Here is a 17,471-nt window from a genome sequence, read left to right on the forward strand (position 1 = left end):
CTACACCGCCGGCGGCAACGCGGCCGGCTTGCCGTCTTCGCCATCATCGTCCTCGCCGCCCTGCCCCGGTGCGCGCTGCCCGAAGCGGGCGCGCAGGCGACGGCCCAGGCTGTCGAAGCCGAGGTAGATCACCGGCGTGGTGAAGAGCGTGAGCACCTGCGACACCAGCAGGCCGCCCACCATGGTGATGCCCAGCGGCTGGCGCAGTTCAGAGCCCACGCCGGTGCCCAGCATCAGCGGCAAGGCGCCCAGCAGCGCGGCCATGGTGGTCATCAAAATCGGTCGGAAGCGCAGCAGGCAGGCCTGGTAGATCGCCTCGCGCGGGCTCTTGCCCTGGTGCCGTTCGGCTTCCAGCGCGAAGTCGATCATCATGATGGCATTCTTCTTGACGATGCCGATCAGCAGGATGATGCCGATGATGCCGATGATGCCAAGATCCGTGCCGGAGATCATCAGCGACAGCAGCGCGCCCACCCCGGCCGAGGGCAGCGTGGAGAGGATGGTGATGGGATGGATGTAGCTCTCGTAGAGCACGCCCAGCACGATGTACATGGTGATGATGGCCGCCAGGATCAGCCACAGCGTATTGGACAGCGAGGCCTGGAAGGCCAGCGCGGCACCCTGGAAGTTGGTCACGGTGGAGGCCGGCATGCCGATCTCGGCCTCGGCCGCCTTGATAGCCTCGACCGCCTTGCCCAGCGAGGCGCCCTTGGCCAGGTTGAAGGATACGGTGGCCGCCGGGAACTGGCCGATGTGGTTCACCACCAGCGGCGCGGTGCGTTCGCTGACGGTGGCAATCGACGACAGCGGCACCTTGCCGCCACCGGAGGTGACCAGGTAGATGCTGTCCAGCGCTTCGGGACCGCGCTGGAATTCCGGCTTGACCTCCATCACCACGCGATACAGGTTCGATTGCGTATAGATGGTGGAAATGAGGCGCTGACCGAAGGCGTTGTAGAGCGCGTTGTCGATGGCGGCGGTGGTGATGCCCAGGCGCGAGGCGGCGTTGCGGTCGATCAGGATGTAGGCCTGCAAGCCCTGGTCCTGCAGGTTGGTGGCCACGTCGGCCAATTCCGGCACCTGCTGCAGGCGTGCGATCAGCTTCGGTACCCAGGTACTGAGCAGGGCCGGATCGGCGTCTTCCAGGGTGAACTGGTATTGCGTGCGGGAGACGCTATCCTCGATGGTCAGGTCCTGCACCGGCTGCATGTACAGGGTGACGCCCGGGACTTCCCGCGCCAGCGTCGGCTGCAGGCGGCGGATCACGTCGGCGGCGGAGACGTCGCGTTCTTCGTGCGGCTTCAGGTTGATCAGCATGCGTCCGCTGTTCAAGGTGGCATTGGTGCCATCCACGCCGATGAAGGAGGACAGGCTCTCCACGGCCGGGTCCTGCAGCACCACCTTGGCCAGTTGCTGCTGTTTTTCGCCCATGGCACTGAAGGAAATCGACTGCGTGGCTTCCGAGATACCCTGGATGACGCCGGTGTCCTGCAGCGGGAAGAAGCCCTTGGGCACGAACATGTACAGCAGCACCGTCAGGCCCAGCGTGGCCACGGCCACCAGCAGGGTCAGCTTCTGGCGCTCCAGCACCCATTCCAGCATGACGCCGTAGCGGGCGATGATGCGGTCGAAGAAGACCTGGCTCTTGTGGTAGAACCAGCCCTGTTGTTCTTCCGGCTGATGACGCAGCAGGCGCGCGCACATCATGGGGGTCAGCGTGAGCGAGACCACGGCCGAGATCAGGATGGAGACCGCCAGGGTCACCGCGAATTCGTGGAACAGGCGCCCCACCACGTCACCCATGAACAGCAGCGGGATCAGCACCGCGATCAGCGAGAAGGTCAGCGAGATGATGGTGAAGCCGATCTGCTCGGCGCCCTTCAGGGCTGCCTGCATGGGCTTCATGCCTTCTTCGATGTAGCGCGAGATGTTCTCGATCATGACGATGGCATCGTCGACCACGAAACCGGTGGCAATCGTCAGCGCCATCAGGGTCAGGTTGTTGATCGAGAAACCGGCCAGATACATGATGGCGAAGGTACCCACCAGCGACAGCGGTACCGCCACGCTGGGGATGATGGTGGCCGGCACGTTGCGCAGGAAGACGAAGATCACCATCACCACCAGCGCCACCGACAGCAGCAGCTCGAACTTCACATCGGCCACCGAGGCACGGATGGTGGTGGTGCGGTCGGTCAGGATGTGGACGTCGATGGAACCGGGCAGGCTGGCCTTCAGCTGCGGCAGGATCTTCTTGATGCTGTCGACCACGGCGATCACGTTGGCACCGGGCTGGCGCTGGATGTTCACGATCACCGCTGGCTGCTGGTTGGCCCAGGCACCCAGGCGGACATTTTCTGCGCCATCGACCACATCGGCCACGTCGGACACCCGGATCGGCGCACCGTTCTTGTAGGCGATGATGAGGTTGCGATATTCGTCGGCCGTACGCAACTGGTCGTTGGCATCGATGGTGGAGGCGCGGGTGGGGCCGTCGAAGCTGCCCTTGGCCTGGTTGACGTTGGCATTGCCGATGGCGGTACGCACGTCATCCAGGTTCAGGCCCAGTGCGGCCACGGCACGCGGGTTCAACTGCATGCGCACGGCCGGACGCTGACCGCCCGACAGGCTCACCAGACCCACGCCCGACAATTGCGAAATCTTCTGCGCCAGGCGGGTGTCGATCAGGTCCTGGACCTTGGGCAGGGGCATGGTCTTGGAGGTGACCGCCAGGGTGATGATGGGGGTATCGGCCGGGTTGACCTTGCTGTAGACCGGCGGCATCGGCAGGTCCGAGGGCAGCAGGTTGCTGCCGGCGTTGATGGCGGCCTGCACCTCCTGCTCGGCTACGTCCAGGCTCAGGTCGAGGTTGAACTGCAGCGTGATCACCGAGGCCCCGCCGGAACTGGTGGAAGACATCTGCTTCAGGCCCGGCATCTGGCCGAACTGGCGCTCCAGCGGCGCGGTGACCGAGGAGGTCATCACATCCGGGCTGGCCCCGGGATAGAGGGTGACCACCTGGATGGTGGGGTAATCGACTTCCGGCAGGGCCGACAGCGGCAGGAGCCGGTAGGCGACGATGCCCACCAGCAGGATCGCCAGCATCAGCAAGGATGTGGCGACCGGCCGCAGAATGAACTGGCGCGAGGGATTCATGCGTGAGCCTTGTGCTTACTTGGCGCCGTTGGCGTTGCCTGCGTTGCTGGCGCCACCAGTGCTGCCATTGGCATTGCCCGCCTCGCGCTGGCGGCGCAGTTCCATCATCTTCTGGCGGCGCTGGTCTTCGGGCAGCTTCTTGATCTCTTCGCCGAATTCGCCGGCGTCGATGCGCTTGTTGAGCTCGGCCCAGCGCTTCTGGCGCTCTTCTGGGCTCATGCCGGTCTGGCCGCCTTCTGCGCCCTGCCCTGCTGCCTGCCCCTGGCCACGCTTGCCATGGCGGCGTGCATCGGGGTTCTCGGTGGTGAGCTTGTTGGCCGGATCGTCGGCGCCGCCGCGTGCCACGGCCTCGACCTTGGCGCCTTCGCGCAGGCGGTCGATGCCGTCGATGACCACGGTCTCGCCAGCGGCCACGCCGTCGGTGATGACGGTCAGGTCATCCTGCACCGGACCGGTCTTGACCGGGCGCACGGTGACGGTGTTGTCTTCCTTGACCACATAGACGAACAAACCCTTGGCCCCGCGCTGGATGGCGGCCGTCGGGATGACGGTAGCGCCTTGTTCGGTATTGAGCTGCAGGCGGATATTGATGAACTGGCTGGGGAACAGCGCGTAGTCGGTATTGGGGAACTGCGCCTTGAGCTTGACCGTGCCGGTGGTGGAATCAACCACGTTGTCGATGGTCAGCAGCACGCCGTCGGCCAGTTTCTTCTTCTGCTCGCGGTCCCAGGCCTGGGCCGGCAGCTTGCGACCGCTCTGCAACTGCTGCAAGACCTTGGGGATATTGTCTTCGGGAATGCTGAAGATGGCGGTGATCGGCTGCAGCTGGGTGATGATGACCAGGCCGTTGGTGTCGCTGGTGGTGACGTTGTTGCCGACATCGGCCTGGCGCAGGCCCAGACGGCCGCTGATGGGAGCCGTCACGCGGGTGAACGACAACTGCAGGCGGGCGCTGGCGACACTGCCTTCGTCGGCCTTGACCGTTCCCTCGTATTGCTTGACCAGCGCAGCCTGGGTGTCGACCTGCTGGCTGGCGATGGAATCCTGGGCCAGCAGGGTCTGGTAGCGCTTCAGGTCGAGCCGGGCCGAGCTCAGCAGTGCGCGGTCGCGCGCCAGCTGGCCTTCGGCCTGGGTCAGCGCGGCCTGCAGCGAGCGCGGGTCGATCTCGGCCAGCAGATCACCGGCCTTGACCACCTGGCCTTCCTTGTAATGCAGCTTCATCAACTGGCCATCGACCCGGGCGCGCACGGTGGCCGTGGCCGTGGGGGTGACTGCCCCCAGTCCGTTGAGGAAGACATCCACATCCTGCACCCGGGCCTTGGCCACGCCAACCGGCATGGTCTGGCCGGCGAAGGCGCCGGCTCCGGGGCGGCGGGCGCCTGGACCGCCAGCACCTGGACGGCCTCCGGGGCCACCGGGACCACCCATGGCACTCATCTGCTCCTGTTCGGCCTTCTTCTTGGACCAGTATTTGTAGCCGCCACCGGCGGCCAGCGCGGCCACCAGTACCCAGAACCACCAGCGCCGCAGGATGCTGCCACGGGAACGTGAGGGAGAAGGAGATGGGGAGGGAGATGGCTGGCCGGGATTGGGAGTATTTGTCATGTCAGGGAAACCAGTAAACCGATCACGTATGCAGGCCGCTACCAGGCAGCCTTGTCTAATGGGAAGTCGATGCAGCGGTCTGCTACCACGTTGCCGTGCCGCTATCCGGTCACGGGCAGGCAAGAGCATAAGGGAAGGCGGCCCATCCTGCCGGATCGGGCCGCCTACCGCTATTCTCTCCTGGCCGGCTTACAGTTCTGCAACAACGCATGCCACCTGCACTGGCTGGCACGCAGTGTACCCAGCTATTGCCGGCCGCGCCAATGAGAACAGCCTTGCGGGTCAAGCGCAAGGCTGTCGGGGTGGAAAACGCCCGCGATTACCACTGCGGGCGAATGCTGCCGCGCGCCTTACTCGGCCGGTGCGTCGGGAGCGGGCTTGCCATCACGCGGCGGGCCCTTGTGCTCGCCACGCTGGCCGTGATGCATCTGTTCCCAGCGATGGTGCTGCATCTTGGCGAACTCGGCGTCGAAGGTCTTCTGCTGCTCCGGCGACAGGGTGGCGTAGAACTCCTTGGTGGCGGCGATGCGCTGTTCGGCGAAGGATTCGCGCTTGCGCATCATGTCCAGCTGCTTGTCCAGGCGTTCCGGGGTGGACAGCTTGGCCCATTCTTCCTTGTTGGGACGGGCGGCACGGTCAAACGGGGCCGGCTTGGTCTTGTCCAGGAACAGCTTCCAGCCGGCTTCCTGGGCGGCGGTGATCTTGAGCTTGTCGTGCAGCTGGGCCTGGTGCTTGGCGCGCATCTGCTCGAACTTGGCGATCTGTTCCGGGCTCGGGGCGTGGCCTTGCGGGCCGCCCGGGGGCATCTGGGCGAAGGCCGACAGGGTCACGGCGCTGATGCTTACGGCGGCGATGCCGGCCAGGATACGGTTCTTGAATGTCAACATGTGTTGCTCCTTTCAGTGGGTCTTGCGCTTGGTACTGCGCTTGTACTGTCGTACAGCGAAGTGCTGTCTTGGCACGGTTCCCATTAAACCGGCGCCGTGTATCGGCGATTTTTCCGCTGTGCCGTCATTTGTATCGTTTTGTATATCCGCAGGCCTCCCAGGTATCGTTTTATTTCCACCCCCCTCCTTGTAAAGACCCGATACAAATCCATCCTGCACGTACGGACAAGTTCGGCATAATGCGTCCCATGGATACAAATACTCACATCCTCGTCGTCGACGACGACCGCGACATCCGCACCCTGCTGGCCGAATACCTGGACAGCAACGGCCTGCGCACCCTGACCGCGACCAATGGCAACGAAATGCGGCGGGTGCTGGAAGAATCGCGGGTGGACCTGATCGTGCTGGACCTGACCCTGCCCGGGGAAGACGGCCTGACGCTGTGTCGCAACCTGCGCGCCACCTCATCGGTGCCGGTGATCATGCTGACCGCGCGCGGCGAGCCGCTGGACCGCATCCTGGGGCTGGAGATGGGCGCCGACGACTACCTGGCCAAGCCCTTCGAGCCGCGTGAGCTGTTCGCCCGCATCCGCAGCGTGCTGCGCCGTACTCAGGCACTGCCGCCCAACATGGCCCAGCCGGACGTGGCGGCCATGCGCTTTGCCGGCTGGATGCTGGACCTGACGGCGCGCCACCTGGTGAACCGCGATGGCGTGGTGGTGGCGCTGTCGGGGGCGGAGTTCCGGCTGCTGAAGGTGTTTCTGGATCATCCCAACCGGGTGCTCAATCGCGACCAGTTGCTGGAGCTGACCCAGGGCCGCGAATCCGATCCCTTCGACCGCTCGGTGGATATCCAGATCAGCCGCCTGCGCCAGAAGCTGGGTGACGATGCGCGCACGCCCACCATCATCAAGACCGTGCGCAACGAGGGTTATGTGCTGGCCACCACGGTCACCGCAGAAGGTACGGGCCGGCCGGCATGAAGGACTTCCTGGGTTCCATCGGCAACCGCATCTTCTTCCTGCTGCTGGCGGGCATCGTGGTGGCGGTCATGGCCACCACCTGGTTGTCTGGCAACGAGCGCCGCAGCACCTTGCGCGAACTGCGCTTCCAGCATCTGGCTGACCGCGTCGAGCAGATCGTCCAGGCGGTGGACGACATCCCGCCGCCGCAACGTCCCATCGTGCTGCAGGCCGCCACCAACTTCGGTTTCGAGGCGCGCATGGTGGACGACATGAATGACGCCATCGGGCCCAACGCCAGCACCAGTCCGATCATCGAGATGTTGCAGTCGCGTCTGGGGGAGGATCGCAAGATCGCCGTCCAGCGCGAGAGCGAATGCCCGCCGTTGCGGGCCGATGATGCCCACGCCCCGCGCCGCGACACCTGCCGCGTGATCTACGTGAGCCTGCACGACCAGGCCCTGATGCGCCTGCGCCTGCATCAGCCGGGCGAGCCCCCCGCCCTGCGCGGCCGCGGCGGACCGGGTGGCCCGTTCGGGCTGCAGTACATCCTGCTGTTCCTGGCGCTGATCGCAATGCTGGCCTGGCTGGTGGCGCGCATGGCGACCCGCCCGATCCGCCAGCTGGCCCAGGCCGCATCGCGCCTGGGCAGCGACATCGACCACGCGCCGCTGGCCGAGACCGGCCCCACCGAAATCCGGCAGGCGGCGCATGCCTTCAATGCCATGCAGGGCCGTATCCGGCGTCAGATCCAGCATCGCACCCACATGCTGGCGGCCATCACCCACGACCTGCAGACGCCGCTGACACGCATGCGCCTGCGACTGGAAAAGGTCTCCGACGCCGAACTGCAGCAAAAGCTGATCGACGACCTGGGCGTGATGCACGGCATGGTGCGCGAGGGGCTGGACCTGGCGCGCAGCATGGATTCCTCGGAAAAGGTACAGGCGCTGGATATCGACTCCCTGCTCGACAGCGTCTGCGCCGATGCCGCCGATGCCGGCCAGGACGTGAGCCTGCAGGGCAGCACCCGCGCCTTCGTGATGGCCCAGCCGGGGGCGCTGCGGCGCTGCCTGACCAACCTGATCGACAATGCCTGCAAGTACGGCCGCCAGGCACGGGTCAGCATCGCCCTGGAGCAACAGCGGATCGCCATCCGTATCCGCGACCAGGGGCCGGGCATCCCCGATGCCGAGCTGGAGGCGGTCTTCGAGCCCTTCTATCGCCTCGAAGCCTCGCGTTCACGCGATACCGGTGGCACCGGACTGGGCCTGACCATCGCGCTCAATATCGCCGAAAACCATCACGGCCAGCTGCGCCTGCGCAACCTGCCGGAGGGCGGGCTGGAGGTCTTGCTGGAATTGCCGCAGATGACGCCGTCCAAGGCACGCTGAACTCCTCCGCAGGCATGAAAAAACCGCCGCTCCCCTTGCCGGGAAGCGGCGGTTTCGTTTTGTGCCCGCGGTCGCCTGGGGGCCTTAGCCGAAATAGTTCAGGCCCAGCGCGGCATTGACTTCCGACATGGTCTGCGCGGCCACGGCGCTGGCGCGCTCGGTGCCGCGCTTGAGGATGGCCAGCACCTCGCCGCGGTCCTTGGCGAATTCTTCACGACGGGTGCGGATGGGCTCCAGCAATTCCTGCAGAATGCCTTCCAGGCGACGCTTGACCACGCTGTCGCCCAGACCACCCCGGGTGTAGTGGGCCTTCAACTCGGCCACGGCATCGCGGTCGGTGTCGAAGGCATCCAGGAAGGTGAAGACCACATTGCCCTCGACCTGACCCGGATCGTCCACGCGCAGGTGATTGGGGTCGGTGTACATGCGGTGCACGGCCTGCTTGATCTCCGCCGGGCTGGCACCCAGTGCGATGGAATTGCCCAGGGACTTGCTCATCTTGGCCTTGCCGTCGATGCCGGGCAGGCGGCCGGTTTCGGAGAGCACTTCCTTGCATTCCACCAGCACCTCACGATCGACGGTGGCGTTGAATTTGCGCACCAGTTCATTGGTCTGCTCGATCATCGGCAACTGATCGCTGCCCACCGGCACCAGTTGGCCCTTGAAGGCGGTGATGTCAGCCGCCTGGCTGACCGGATAGGTCAGGAAACCGGCCGGGATATCGCGCTCGAAGCCGCGCAGGCGGATCTCTTCCTTGATGGTGGGATTGCGCTCCAGGCGCGACACCGTCACCAGGTTCAGTAACACCATCGACAATTCGTAGAGCTCGCGCACCTGGGACTGGATGAAGATGGTCGATTTCTCGGGATCGATGCCCACGGCCAGATAGTCCAGCGCCACCTCCAGCACGTTGTCGGTGACCTTCTGGTGGCGACCGACGTTGTCGGTCATGGCTTGCGTGTCGGCCAGCAGCAGGAACTGGCGGGATGTCTCCTGCAGCGCCACGCGCGACTTGAGGGAGCCGATGTAGTGACCCAGATGCAGCGGACCGGTAGGACGGTCGCCGGTGAGGACCACGGGCAAGGTGGAAGCGGAGGTAATGCTGGAGGCAGAACTAGTGGCGTTCGAAGACATGGTCATTCCTGATCGTTAATCTGTCTGGAATGCCGCCGGTCCGAAGCTGAAAAAAACATGCCGCCGGAACCGGCGGCATCACATGGTCAAGCTGTGTGAAAACGGGCCGCCTGGGTCAGGCGCGCCACCAATGCTGGGTTTTCGCAAGTTGGGTTCGGAAAAGCATGGCGGCGAGTATAGCACTGGCGGGCAGCCATGTTGCGTTGCATAAGAAAAAACCGCATCCGGGGATGCGGTTTGCCTTCCATCCGAGCCTGGTCGGCCTCAGTAAGCACCCGGCGGCGGGCCGTAATACGTCGGCGACGGGCCATAGTAGCCCGGAGGCGGCGGCGGAGCGTAGTAGTAGCGCGGGTGGTAGGTATAGACCGTGGTGGTCTGGACCGGCTGCTGCACCTGATTGCCCTTGCTGTACATGCACTGGGTATAGGTCATGTCATAGCGCTGCTGCATCGAATAGTTGCCTCCCGCAGCCGCATCGCTGCCGGCGGCGCTGCCCACCAGCAGGCCACCACCGGCACCGATGGCGGCCCCTGCCCCGGCATTGCCGGAAGCCGCGCCGATCAGTGCGCCGGCCACCGCACCCACGGCGGTACCGACCGCGGCGCTGTTGGCCGCATTGTTCTGGGTCTGCGCCGCCTGCCCGCCGATGGCGTCCTGGGCGTACTGCTGGCACTGCTGCTGGTCGGCACGGAATTGCTCGTAGCTCTTATCCTTGCCCGGCATCGCCATCACCGAGGGGCCAGTCGGCACGCTCACGCAACCACCAAGCGCCAGCATGGCGCCGACAGCGGTGACGGTAGCGGCGGTCTTGTAGATGGGTTTCACGTTGATTCCTTTATCTGTGAAGGTATTGCTTAAGCGCCCGAAGCATCTGACAACTGCCGACGCGGTCCGGCCGGCAGACTATTGCGGCGGCGCCCCGCCCGGCACGGCCGGGGTATTGGGAACCACCTTCATCCAGGGACTGGGGCAGTTCTGCACGTAGGGGTAGTACGCCTTGGACTCTGCGCAGTAATACCAATAGTCCTGGCGCGGCGGCTCCACGTAGACCGGTGCCGGCACCCGTTCCACATAGACCGGCGGCGGATAGTAGACCGGTGGCGGCACCCAGATCGGCCCGCCGATCACCACGCCGCCATAGAAGCGCCCATGCGCATACACCGACGCGCTGGCCACCAGGCCGGCCACCGCCAGCACGCCGCAGACGCCAATTGCCGCTATTTTCTTCATGTTATTGCCTTTGGGAGTGTCTCTGAATGTCTGGAATTATCGCCGATGACATCGCCGCCGCTTTCCCCGATCGCCCGAAACTCCTTGTCGGGCGCGGCTTGCAGACGCATCTGGCGCATGAAAGCAATATACGCCGCGCCTGGTCTTAAATCTTGAGATGTTTCAATTCGTAACCCTAATCAATATTGATATACATGGGGTTGAAAAGGCTTTGCAAATCACCGTGCTCCGCAGCAATGTGCAGCGCGCTACTTAAGCTGGACCAGGCCCTGCCGCCTAGGTCCACAAAAACAAAAACGGCCTTTCGCAAGGCCGTTGATGCGCATCACGCCAGGGCAACTCAGCAATGCCAGCGCCCCGGCAACACTGAAACCTGGCTCAACCCGGCCGCGTCATCTGCTCCGGCTTGATCCACTCGACAAACTGCTCTTCAGTGACATAGCCCAGAGCCAGCGCGGCCTGCTTCAGGGTCGTGCCATCGTGATGCGCCTGCTTGGCGATCTTGGCAGCCTTGTCGTAGCCGATGTGCGGTGCCAGGGCGGTCACCAGCATGAGCGACTTTTCCATCAGCTCGCCGATGCGGCTGCGGTTGGCCTCGATGCCGCGGGCGCAGTGCTCTTCGAAACTGGCCATGCCGTCGGCCAGCAGACGCACGCTCTGCAGGAAGTTGTGGATGATCACCGGCTTGAAGACGTTGAGTTCGAAGTTGCCGCTGGCGCCGCCGATGTTGAGGGCCACATCGTTGCCGAAGACCTGGGCGCACAGCATGGTCATGGCCTCGCATTGGGTAGGATTGACCTTGCCCGGCATGATGGAACTGCCCGGTTCGTTCTCGGGGATGGTGATCTCGCCCAGGCCCGAACGCGGGCCGGAAGCCAGCCAGCGCACGTCGTTGGCAATCTTCATCATCGCCGCCGCCAGCGTCTTCAGACCGCCATGCGACGCCACCAGGGCATCATGGCCGGCCAGTGCCGCGAACTTGTTGGGGGCGGTCTTGAAAGGGAAGCCGAAGAACTTGGCCAGCTCGGCGGCAACGCGCTCGCCGAATTCGGGATGGGCATTCAGGCCCGTACCGACCGCGGTGCCGCCGGCGGCCAGTTCGGAGATGGCATTGAGGGTGGCGATGATGGCCGACTCCGCATGTTCCAGCTGGGCCACGTAACCGGAGAATTCCTGGCCCAGGGTCAGCGGAGTGGCGTCCTGCAGGTGGGTGCGGCCGATCTTGACGATGTCGGCGAACTGGGTGGATTTCTCCGCCAGGGTGCCGCGCAGCTTGTGCAGCGAGGGAATCAGGTGGGTCGCCACGGCCATGCAGGCAGCCACGTGCATGGCGGTCGGGAAGATGTCGTTGGACGACTGGCTGCGATTGACGTCGTCATTGGGGTGGATCAGCCGGTCTTCGCCACGCACGCCTCCCAGCAGCTCGGAGGCGCGATTGGCCAGCACCTCGTTCATGTTCATGTTGCTCTGGGTGCCGGAGCCGGTCTGCCAGACCGACAGCGGGAATTCCAGCGGATGCTTGCCGGCGATCACTTCGTCAGCCGCAGCGATGATGGCCTCGGCTTTCTTGCCGTCCAGCTTGCCGAGGTCGCGATTGACGGCAGCACAGGCGCGCTTGACGGCGGCCAGGGCCACGATCAGCTCGGCCGGCATGCGCTCGGTGGAAATATGGAAGTGGTGCAGCGAACGTTCGGTCTGCGCGCCCCACAGGCGGTCGGCCGGGACTTCGATCAAGCCAAAGGTATCGCGCTCCATGCGGTGGTTCATGATGCTTCTTCTCCGTGATTAGGCGGCCGCGTGCGGCCAGGTGATTCCGCTGGCTCTGGCTGATGTGTCCGGCTGAGCGCGGGAAGTGAAGGCGGTAAGTTCCAGTGTAACTGCTGGCGGGGCCGCCTGCAGGCGGCGGCATGAAGCTGGCGGGATATTGCGCGGGCGGCACGAACCGCCCGGTGAAGAGCAACAAGGCTCAGGGCGCCTTGTTTTCCTTGGGAGCGTCGGGCAGGACACAGGCCTCGATCACCTGCAGATCGTTGTCCTTGGCGAAGTTGACCACGAAGTGATACGCCAGCGGGTCCAGCTCGCGCAGGGCTTCGTTGACCACCACCGAGCGCACGCCATCGATGTGGGTCGGCAAGACGTAGGGGGAATACTTCAGGTGCGCGTTGCGCCCGCCACTGCCTTCCGGACGGAAACACGACATCACGCCGCACAGGCGCTCCGCCCAGTCGCTGGGGCGGAACTGCCGGCCATCCGAGGTCTTGCCAAGGATGATGAATTCTTTGGCCGGTGCGTTTGCGGGTTTGATGGGATCAGCCATACATGCAGTTCTTCTATAGCGCTTGCAACCGAATGCCCCGGTCCTGGTGAGACCCGAGCCCTGGATTCCGCGGTGCCGGCGCGACCTGTCGCGTGGGTGCCTGCGGTGTTGAGTATTATATCTTATAGAAGACTTGGCTTCTACCGGTCTCCTCGCCTCCAGCCATTCTGCCCTGCCTGGCCCTGCGCGTCGCTCGTTCCTGGCCCGGGCTGAGCTGCTGCCGGGCGGGATGCGATCTTGGTGATGTGAATCCGGAAGTATACCGGGTTGGCGGGAATCGCGTTCCCCCAAAAAACGAAGCGGGCCACCGCCCGCTCGTCTCAATGCAAAAGAACTAGCCCATCCAGACCGCTACCGAGAGCAGCAGCAACAGGAACATCCACAGCAGCAAGGCACGCCAGACCAGGCCCACGGTGCTCTGCAGGGTACGCGGGGACGGTGTGTCGCCGGGCAGGCCGTCGGTTTCCTCGGGCATGGAATCGACCGTGGCAGCATCGGCCGGGAGAATGATGCCGGCGGCGGCCTGATTTTCGGTGCCGAAGCGCACGCCCATGGCGCCCCCACCGGCGGCCAGGATGATGCCCGCGGCCTCGTCCTCCCAACGGTTGGCGAAGTTGCGCCAGGCATAGATGGCATCCTCGAAGTTACCCACCACGGCGAAGGCCGAGGCGGTCAGGCGGGCCGGAATCCAGTCGATCCAGTAAAACGCCTGGGCCGCAAAGCGGCCGAAGGCCTCGAACTTCATGTGATCCGGCTCGTTCCAGGCCCGCGACAGGTACTCGGCCACCCGGTACATCACCGCCAGCGCCGGGCCGACCGGCATCAGGAACCAGAAGAACACGCCAAACACATGGCGATGCGTGGTGATCAGGGCGCGTTCGGAGGCGATGCGCGAAATCTCGCTGACGTCCATGCCGGTGGTATCCAGCTTGGTCCATTCGGCCAACAGGGTGCGGGCAGTCATCTCGTCGCCGGTGTTCAGCGCCAATTGGATCGAAGTGAAGTAATGACTGTAATGACGGAAGCCCAGGGTCATGTAGACCACCAGGACGTTCCAGGCGAATGCCGCCACCAGGCTCACATGCAGCAGCAACCAGTACACCAGCGCCACCGGCACGGTCAGCGCACCGACCATCACCACCCAACCCAGGCGGCCGTGATGAACGTGGCCGGCGTTGAACCAGCCCTCTATCGTGGCCGCGAAAGACTTGATCGATGCATAAACCGGATTGTCCGCACGCAGTGGTTTGAGTTGTTCGATTAACAGCGCAAAGAGAATGGAAAGAAATGTCATCAAGCAGCCTTAGGTGTCTCGGTAGCCCGTACGATAGCGCAGTGCAAGAGGGGAATCAAACAATTGATTTGTTGACGAGAATCAAGCTCGCCATGTCATCAATATTTACGTATTTGAACATCAACAAAGACTTTGCGTATCTTATTCGATACAGACTGACAGCCAAATGCTGCACGCAGTTCAGCTGCGAAGGAAATGAAAGAGATTGCGCAACATTCCAGCGGTAGCACCCCAGATGAAATAACGTTCATAGGGCATCGTGTAGAAGCTACGACGGCCCACTGGCTGCGGCAGTTCCACCGAGCGGCGCTGGTGGTTAACGCCGTCCATCAGGAAGGCTAGCGGGACCTCGAAGATCTCCGCCACCTCGCGCGGCTCACCGACAGCCTCGAACGGCGGCTGGATCAGCCCCGCCACGGGCGTGACGCGATACCCGGTACCAGTGAAGTAGTCGGGCAAGGAGCCGATGACCTCGATGTGCTGGCGGGCCAGTCCGATTTCTTCCTCGGTCTCGCGCAAGGCGGTCTCGATGGCCGAGTCGTCATAGTCTTCCCGACGACCACCGGGGAAGCTGATCTGGCCAGCATGATCCTTCAGGTCAGCGGTGCGGCGCGTGAAGAGTACCGTCATCCCCTCTTCCCGCAGTACGATCGGGATCAACACCGAAGCAAGTCGGAATCGCCCCTTCGCCTCGGCCATGCGTGCCATCTGGTCGCCACTGTGCTCGGGCTCCCAGCGCGGCGGGTCGGCAAAGCGCTGGCGCAGCCAGTCGGCGTTCAGGCGCGCCGCTTCCAGGGCGCTCTCGCCGGCAACGGTATCCACCGGCAGGTTGACGGGATCGAAACTGGCCACGATGTGCTCGCTTGATCTGTGATCTGTTAATAGGAATTCAACGAAGGACTCAATGCAGGTGACGGAAACGAAAAAGGGGTGTCGCGAGACACCCCTTTTTCTGACGCATCAACATGCAACCGATTACTCGGCAGCAGCAGCCTTTGCAGCGCGGCTGGGCAGCTTTTCCTTGATACGTGCCGACTTGCCCGAACGTTCGCGCAGGTAGTACAGCTTGGCGCGACGCACGTCGCCACGACGCTTGACTTCGATCGAAGCGATCAGCGGCGAGTACAGCTGGAAGGTACGCTCAACGCCTTCACCGGACGAAATCTTGCGCACGATGAAGTTGGAATTCAGACCACGGTTGCGGCGGGCGATGACCACGCCTTCGTAGGCCTGGGCGCGCTTGCGGGTGCCTTCAACCACGTTGACGCTGACAATCACGGTGTCGCCGGGGGCGAAGTCGGGAATGTTCTTGGCGAGACGCGCGATCTCTTCTTGCTCGAGTTGCTGGATCAGATCCATTTTTTGCTCCTGTAACCATCTTGCCGGCGCCGTTGCCCGAAGGCTGATTGTGTAGCCCGGTAGAGGATGGGGTTTCAAACGCAGCGGCCAGGCCGCTGCACGGTGCGGGTCCATCGCTGGACCTGCGGTACTGCTGGTACGACTTCGATTTGGCGGACTGCATGCCGGCGATACTGACTACGGCTGTTGCAGGCTGCTCAGAAACTTTTCATCGGTCTTGCTCAACAGGCCCTGCTCCCTGGCCCTGACGATCAGATCGGGGCGCTTGGTCAAGGTGGCTTCCAGCGCACGCTGCCGACGCCATTTCTGGATCTCGGCATGGTGCCCCCCCAACAGGATGGCGGGCACCGGCTCACCTTCATAGACTTCCGGACGCGTGTAATGCGGCGAATCCAGCAGCCCGTTGACGAAGCTGTCTTCCACGGCCGAGGCGCTATCGTTGAGCGCACCCGGCAATAGCCGGATCACTGCATCCATCAGCGCCATGGCTGGCAGTTCGCCGCCGGAAAGCACGAAATCACCGATGCTGATTTCTTCGTCCACGCACTTGTCGAGCAAGCGCTGGTCGATGGCTTCATAGCGGCCGCACAGCAACACGGCCCCGCTATCCTGCGACAGCCGCACTACACGCTCATGCGTCAGTGGCGCACCTTGCGGCGACAGGTAGATCACCCGTGGCTTGTCCAGACCCAGCGTCTGCTGGCGCGCCTGGGCAGCCTCGATGGCCGCCTGCAGGGGCTTGGCCAGCATCACCATGCCGGGACCACCCCCATAGGGACGGTCATCCACGGTGCGATGGTTGTCGGTCGTGAATTCACGTGGATTCCACAGCGACAAGCCCCAGCGCTTCTGCTCCAGCGCCCGGCGGGTAATGCCGGATTGCGTCAGCGCGGCAAACATTTCGGGAAACAGAGTGACGACATCAAACTGCATCACGCCTCCATTTCCAGGTAACTCTCGACATCGACCAGGGCGGAAAAGAAAAACTGACCTTGGCGGTCAGTAGTTCTCCAACATTCAGTAATCCTTGCCCCAGTCGACGACAATCTTCTTGTCCTTCGGCAGTACCGTCTTGACGAACTGGTCGACGAACGGAATCAGCATCTCAGGCGCAGCCACGGACTTCTCCCTGGCGCCCTTCCTGGGCTTTGCTTCGGCAGCATCTTCGGGCTCGACCGCAGTTTCCTGCGTCGGAGCCGTCACCTTCAGGATGGGATGGGCGCCGTTGTCCATCATGTCGGACACCACGCCCAGCTGTTCACCCTGGAGATTTTCCACCGCCGAGCCGATCAGATCGACCCAGTAGAATTCATTGTCATCCAGCACCGGGAAGTGCTTGCGGGAGATGGAGACCACCGTTCCCTTCATCGCTTCGGCCGCATTGCGGTCGGCTACCCCGGTCAGGCGCGCGACGATATCGCCGCTATGCCCCTTGGACTGCATGACATCGACGTCCTGCTTGGGCTGGCCGGATTTCTCCAGCCACCAGGTCTTGGCATTCAACAAGGCATCCGCTTCCGAAGAATAGGGACGCACGCGAATCCAGCCCTGGATTCCGTAGGCTCCTATCACATGGCCGACGGTCACGAGATCGTCGGGTGCGGAGAAACCCGCCGGGGCTGGATAAGTCATGAGTACGCCAGACCTGTTCTTCACACTTGCGCCACGACAGGTCGCAGCGCTGGATCAGACAGGAAAAACTTGATCAGGCAGCAGCCTTGGTACCAGCTTGGGCAACCAGGCGAGCAACGGTCGGCGACAGTTGTGCGCCAACGCCTTGCCAGTGAGCCAGGCGGTCAGCAGCGATACGCACTGCTTCTTCCTTGCCCGAGGCAACCGGGTTGTAGAAGCCGATGCGCTCGATGAAACGGCCATCGCGACGATTGCGCGAGTCGGTTGCAACGATGTTGTAGAAGGGGCGCTTCTTGGCGCCGCCACGAGCTAAACGAATAACGACCATAATGGTTCCAGTAAGAATACGGACACGGAAAAGCCGATGATTATAACGGACTTCCCCACCCTCGGGCAAGCCGCTTGGCGCTTTTGTGCAGTTGACCAACGCAGAAACACGCTAAAAACCTGCGAATCTGATGCCAAATGGCATCAGAACAGCGCCGCCACCGGCAACCG

Annotated in this window: 16 protein-coding genes; 2 read left to right on the forward strand and 14 right to left on the reverse strand. The window is 63.4% G+C overall.

The genetic code is table 11. From position 1 onward, the window contains the following. From I5R65_RS05655 to I5R65_RS05665, 3 genes are all read right to left on the reverse strand, one after another. Nucleotides 1-3,156 (reverse strand): MdtB/MuxB family multidrug efflux RND transporter permease subunit, encoded by a 3,156-nt coding sequence (locus I5R65_RS05655; protein WP_180667172.1) that lies wholly within the window; start codon nucleotides 3,154-3,156, stop codon nucleotides 1-3. 15 nt (nucleotides 3,157-3,171) lie between these two features. Next, complete coding sequence (locus I5R65_RS05660) at nucleotides 3,172-4,761, reverse strand: MdtA/MuxA family multidrug efflux RND transporter periplasmic adaptor subunit (RefSeq protein WP_180667170.1); 1,590 nt, start codon at nucleotides 4,759-4,761, stop codon at nucleotides 3,172-3,174. 350 nt (nucleotides 4,762-5,111) lie between these two features. Then, on the reverse strand, nucleotides 5,112-5,648 hold the full coding sequence (locus tag I5R65_RS05665; protein ID WP_180667168.1) for a Spy/CpxP family protein refolding chaperone: 537 nt from the start codon (nucleotides 5,646-5,648) through the stop codon (nucleotides 5,112-5,114). A 248-nt stretch (nucleotides 5,649-5,896) separates the two neighbouring features. Between I5R65_RS05665 and I5R65_RS05670 the strand changes: the two genes are divergently transcribed. Together I5R65_RS05670 and I5R65_RS05675 are read left to right on the forward strand one after the other, a co-directional pair. Then, nucleotides 5,897-6,634: a response regulator gene (locus I5R65_RS05670; protein WP_196872126.1), complete on the forward strand. Its 738-nt coding sequence runs from the start codon at nucleotides 5,897-5,899 to the stop codon at nucleotides 6,632-6,634. Further along, nucleotides 6,631-8,007 carry an ATP-binding protein gene (locus tag I5R65_RS05675; RefSeq protein ID WP_180667164.1) on the forward strand — a complete coding sequence of 459 codons (1,377 nt, stop codon included), beginning with the start codon at nucleotides 6,631-6,633 and terminating at the stop codon, nucleotides 8,005-8,007. The genes I5R65_RS05670 and I5R65_RS05675 overlap by 4 nt, the downstream gene beginning before the upstream one ends. 84 nt (nucleotides 8,008-8,091) lie before the next feature. On the opposite strand, the gene trpS is transcribed toward I5R65_RS05675, so the two are convergent. The 11 genes from trpS to rpsP form a co-directional block, all read right to left on the reverse strand. Next, nucleotides 8,092-9,141, reverse strand: coding sequence for a tryptophan--tRNA ligase (trpS, locus tag I5R65_RS05680; RefSeq protein WP_180667162.1), 1,050 nt, complete (start codon nucleotides 9,139-9,141; stop codon nucleotides 8,092-8,094). A 264-nt stretch (nucleotides 9,142-9,405) separates the two neighbouring features. Beyond that, nucleotides 9,406-9,966 (reverse strand): glycine zipper family protein, encoded by a 561-nt coding sequence (locus tag I5R65_RS05685; protein WP_180667160.1) that lies wholly within the window; start codon nucleotides 9,964-9,966, stop codon nucleotides 9,406-9,408. A 78-nt stretch (nucleotides 9,967-10,044) separates the two neighbouring features. Further along, nucleotides 10,045-10,371, reverse strand: a complete 327-nt coding sequence (locus I5R65_RS05690; RefSeq protein WP_180667158.1) for a hypothetical protein — start codon at nucleotides 10,369-10,371, stop codon at nucleotides 10,045-10,047. 378 nt (nucleotides 10,372-10,749) lie between these two features. After that, nucleotides 10,750-12,138, reverse strand: a complete 1,389-nt coding sequence (fumC, locus tag I5R65_RS05695; RefSeq protein WP_180667156.1) for a class II fumarate hydratase — start codon at nucleotides 12,136-12,138, stop codon at nucleotides 10,750-10,752. Nucleotides 12,139-12,337: 199 nt separating this feature from the next. Continuing rightward, a complete protein-coding gene (locus I5R65_RS05700) occupies nucleotides 12,338-12,688 on the reverse strand; it encodes a DUF3579 domain-containing protein (RefSeq protein ID WP_180667154.1) in 351 nt (116 codons plus the stop codon). A 334-nt stretch (nucleotides 12,689-13,022) separates the two neighbouring features. Continuing rightward, nucleotides 13,023-13,982, reverse strand: a complete 960-nt coding sequence (locus I5R65_RS05705) for a CobD/CbiB family protein (protein WP_180667152.1) — start codon at nucleotides 13,980-13,982, stop codon at nucleotides 13,023-13,025. Nucleotides 13,983-14,162: 180 nt separating this feature from the next. Next, entirely contained in the window at nucleotides 14,163-14,834 is a 672-nt protein-coding gene (locus tag I5R65_RS05710) for a CoA pyrophosphatase (protein WP_180667150.1), read from the reverse strand. 123 nt (nucleotides 14,835-14,957) lie between these two features. After that, on the reverse strand, nucleotides 14,958-15,341 hold the full coding sequence (gene rplS, locus I5R65_RS05715) for a 50S ribosomal protein L19 (RefSeq protein WP_006462408.1): 384 nt from the start codon (nucleotides 15,339-15,341) through the stop codon (nucleotides 14,958-14,960). A 177-nt stretch (nucleotides 15,342-15,518) separates the two neighbouring features. Further along, a complete protein-coding gene (trmD, locus tag I5R65_RS05720; protein WP_180667148.1) occupies nucleotides 15,519-16,274 on the reverse strand; it encodes a tRNA (guanosine(37)-N1)-methyltransferase TrmD in 756 nt (251 codons plus the stop codon). 84 nt (nucleotides 16,275-16,358) lie between these two features. After that, on the reverse strand, nucleotides 16,359-16,973 hold the full coding sequence (gene rimM / locus I5R65_RS05725; protein ID WP_180667146.1) for a ribosome maturation factor RimM: 615 nt from the start codon (nucleotides 16,971-16,973) through the stop codon (nucleotides 16,359-16,361). A 73-nt stretch (nucleotides 16,974-17,046) separates the two neighbouring features. Then, nucleotides 17,047-17,301, reverse strand: coding sequence for a 30S ribosomal protein S16 (gene rpsP / locus I5R65_RS05730; protein WP_006462405.1), 255 nt, complete (start codon nucleotides 17,299-17,301; stop codon nucleotides 17,047-17,049). Between the last annotated feature and the right edge of the window lie 170 nt (nucleotides 17,302-17,471).

The sequence above is a fragment of the Herbaspirillum sp. AP02 genome (assembly GCF_015767275.1).
Lineage (GTDB): Bacteria > Pseudomonadota > Gammaproteobacteria > Burkholderiales > Burkholderiaceae_D > Herbaspirillum.

Excerpts from the sequence above, each read along its gene's own strand:
- I5R65_RS05655 (WP_180667172.1), bottom strand. The coding sequence starts at position 3,156 with ATGAATCCCTCGCGCCAGTTCATTCTGCGGCCGGTCGCCACATCCTTG.
- I5R65_RS05660 (WP_180667170.1), bottom strand. The coding sequence starts at position 4,761 with ATGACAAATACTCCCAATCCCGGCCAGCCATCTCCCTCCCCATCTCCT.
- I5R65_RS05665 (WP_180667168.1), bottom strand. The coding sequence starts at position 5,648 with ATGTTGACATTCAAGAACCGTATCCTGGCCGGCATCGCCGCCGTAAGC.
- I5R65_RS05670 (WP_196872126.1), top strand. The coding sequence starts at position 5,897 with ATGGATACAAATACTCACATCCTCGTCGTCGACGACGACCGCGACATC.
- I5R65_RS05675 (WP_180667164.1), top strand. The coding sequence starts at position 6,631 with ATGAAGGACTTCCTGGGTTCCATCGGCAACCGCATCTTCTTCCTGCTG.
- trpS (WP_180667162.1), bottom strand. The coding sequence starts at position 9,141 with ATGTCTTCGAACGCCACTAGTTCTGCCTCCAGCATTACCTCCGCTTCC.
- I5R65_RS05690 (WP_180667158.1), bottom strand. The coding sequence starts at position 10,371 with ATGAAGAAAATAGCGGCAATTGGCGTCTGCGGCGTGCTGGCGGTGGCC.
- fumC (WP_180667156.1), bottom strand. The coding sequence starts at position 12,138 with ATGAACCACCGCATGGAGCGCGATACCTTTGGCTTGATCGAAGTCCCG.
- I5R65_RS05700 (WP_180667154.1), bottom strand. The coding sequence starts at position 12,688 with ATGGCTGATCCCATCAAACCCGCAAACGCACCGGCCAAAGAATTCATC.
- I5R65_RS05705 (WP_180667152.1), bottom strand. The coding sequence starts at position 13,982 with ATGACATTTCTTTCCATTCTCTTTGCGCTGTTAATCGAACAACTCAAA.
- rplS (WP_006462408.1), bottom strand. The coding sequence starts at position 15,341 with ATGGATCTGATCCAGCAACTCGAGCAAGAAGAGATCGCGCGTCTCGCC.
- trmD (WP_180667148.1), bottom strand. The coding sequence starts at position 16,274 with ATGCAGTTTGATGTCGTCACTCTGTTTCCCGAAATGTTTGCCGCGCTG.
- rimM (WP_180667146.1), bottom strand. The coding sequence starts at position 16,973 with ATGACTTATCCAGCCCCGGCGGGTTTCTCCGCACCCGACGATCTCGTG.
- rpsP (WP_006462405.1), bottom strand. The coding sequence starts at position 17,301 with ATGGTCGTTATTCGTTTAGCTCGTGGCGGCGCCAAGAAGCGCCCCTTC.